2 protein-coding genes and 1 pseudogene are annotated in these 2,284 nt (G+C 74.0%); 2 read left to right on the top strand and 1 reads right to left on the bottom strand.

Annotation, left to right across the window (positions count from 1 at the left end):
* Positions 1 to 168: 168 nt before the first annotated feature.
* A complete protein-coding gene (locus tag ACFW2E_RS45540) occupies positions 169 to 783 on the bottom strand; it encodes a TetR/AcrR family transcriptional regulator C-terminal ligand-binding domain-containing protein (RefSeq protein WP_384477693.1) in 615 nt (204 codons plus the stop codon).
* A 250-nt stretch (positions 784 to 1,033) separates the two neighbouring features.
* Here ACFW2E_RS45540 and ACFW2E_RS45535 point away from each other — a divergent pair, with 250 nt between their 5' ends.
* A complete protein-coding gene (locus tag ACFW2E_RS45535; RefSeq protein WP_384477690.1) occupies positions 1,034 to 1,828 on the top strand; it encodes a phosphatase PAP2 family protein in 795 nt (264 codons plus the stop codon).
* A pseudogene (locus tag ACFW2E_RS45530) lies at positions 1,825 to 2,284 on the top strand (hypothetical protein); the annotation flags it as partial. The gene ACFW2E_RS45535 and the pseudogene ACFW2E_RS45530, both read left to right, overlap by 4 nt.

Here is a 2,284-nt window from a genome sequence, read left to right as displayed (position 1 = left end):
CCCGGGGGGGGGGCGGGGGCCGGCCGCGTGGGTGGGTGGGGGGGGGGGCGCGGAGAAGACTCTCCGACCCCCCCCCCCCCCCCGGCCGGGGGTGCGCGCCGCCCCCGTCCCCACGGTGCGGCGCCTGCAGGTCACCGTCCAGTCATCCCATGGACGGCGGCCTGAGTCTCAGGTCAGTCCGAGCGCGGGCAGCACGGCCGCCTCCACGAACCGGACGAGATAGTCGGAGTCGGCGTACTGGCCGGTCAGCACCGGCCGGGCGCGCAGCACACCGAACATCATGGCGGGGATGTACTCCAGCGCCGGATGGTCCGCGCGCACCTCGCCCCGTTCCACCCCGCGCCTGAGGATCTCCTGGAGCGCGGCGACCTCGGGATCGACGAGCGTCTCGCGCAGCGCCTGCTGGAGCTCGGGATCCTGGGTGATCGCGTGACCGAGCGCCTGGATCAGCCGCGTGTCCTTGCCCGACCAGTCCCCCGCCGCGCGCGCCGCCTGGCGCAGGTCCTCCGCCAGCGCCCCGGTGTCGATGCCGGCGAAGCGCACCTTGCGATGGGCGCGCAGCGCGGCCGCCACGAACTGGGGCTTGGTCTTCCACTGGCGGTAGAGCGTGGACTTGCTGCACCGGGTGCTGGCCGCGACGCCCTCCATGGTGAGGGAGTCGTAGCCGCACTCGCGGATCTGCTCGAGCACGGCGTCGAAGAACTCCCGCTCACGCTCCGGCGTGATCTTGGAGCGGCGCGTGGCTGCGACCGTCTCCGGTCCGTCCGCGGCCTGCGACGTCATGCGCTCTCTCCTCACTCGTGTGCGACTCGGGCGCCCTGCCCGCGCTCGACCCCGCCTGAAGCGGTCCTCGAGCGCGGCTTCGAAACCTGTATCCAGTGTGTCGTACGTCTATCGATACGTCAGTGTACCGGTACTTCGGCGTATCGGTACACTGGCGTACCGGTACGGCGACGTATCGATGAGTTCGGGCCGCGGCCCGGGGCTCAGCACGCACCACTGCACGCACCACCGTCAGCGAAGGGGCCGGGGGATGAATGCCCGAACCGAGCCTGAAGAACCCGAGCGGGGTGCCCGAGCCAGGCCCCCGCTCGTCCGTGAGCTCCTGCTCGTCGCGGGGCTCTTCCTCGTCTACAAGCTCGGCCGCCAACTGGCCACCGGTCACACCGGCGAGGCCCTCCACAACGCCGGCCGCCTGTGGGACCTGGAGCGGACGCTGCACCTTCCCGGCGAGGGCTGGGTGCAGTCGGTGCTGCTGCACAACGACACCCTGGTGCGGGTCGCGAACACCTACTACGCGACCGTCCACTTCCCGGCCACCCTGGCCTTCCTGGCCTGGCTCTACCTGCGGCGCCCGGCGCACTACGTCTGGGCCCGCCGGGTCCTGGCCGCGGTCACCGCCGCCGCCCTGGTGCTGCCCTTCACCTTCCCGCTCGCCCCGCCCCGGATGCTGGCCGCGACCGGTCTGGTGGACACCGCCCGGGTGTACGGGCCGTCCGTGTACGGCCCCCCGCGCACCGACCACCTCTCCAACCAGTACGCGGCGATGCCCTCCCTGCACTTCGGCTGGGCCCTCATGGTCGCGATCGGCCTGGTGGTGGCGACGCGTTCCCGCCTGCGCTGGCTGTGGCTGCTGCACCCGGCGGTCACGCTGCTGGTGATCGTGGGGACGGCGAACCACTACTGGCTCGACGCGATCGCCGCCACGGCCATGCTCGGTCTCGCGCTCGCGCTCATCCAGCCGCCGCACCGCACGGCGACCACCGCGGGACGCGGCACACCCGGGCTCGTACCGGAGGAGCCCGTCCTGGTGGGAGCGGCTCGATGAACGCCGTCCTGCTCGCCGTCGCCCTGTCCCTGGTCTCGGCCGTCGCCTACGCGGCCGCCGCGGTCGCCCAGGAACGGCTCGCCTCCCGCGGGCCGAACGCGGGCCTGCTGCGGCTGCTCGGCACCGGCGCCTGGTGGTCGGCGGTCGGGCTCAACGCGGCCGCCGCGCTGCTGCACGTCGTGGCCCTCAAGTACGGTCCGCTGACCGTGGTGCAGCCACTGGGCGCGCTCACCCTGGTCGCGGCGGTCCCGCTGGGCGCGCGGGCGGCCGGACGGCGGGTCAGCGCGACCGAGTGGCGGGGCACCGCCCTCACTCTGCTGGGACTGGCCGCACTGCTGGTGACCGCGTCGGGTCCGGCGCCCGCGCGGGTGCTGAGCCTGACCGAGGCGCTGGCCGGCGCCGGTCACACCGCCCCCCGGATAGGCGCGCGGTCCCGGCCCGCCCCCCGCCCCCCCC

The sequence above is a fragment of the Streptomyces sp. NPDC058964 genome, assembly GCF_042741275.1.
GTDB lineage: Bacteria > Actinomycetota > Actinomycetes > Streptomycetales > Streptomycetaceae > Streptomyces.
The sequence above is the reverse complement of the archived record's forward strand: the minus strand, read 5'-3'. Positions and strand labels throughout refer to the sequence as shown.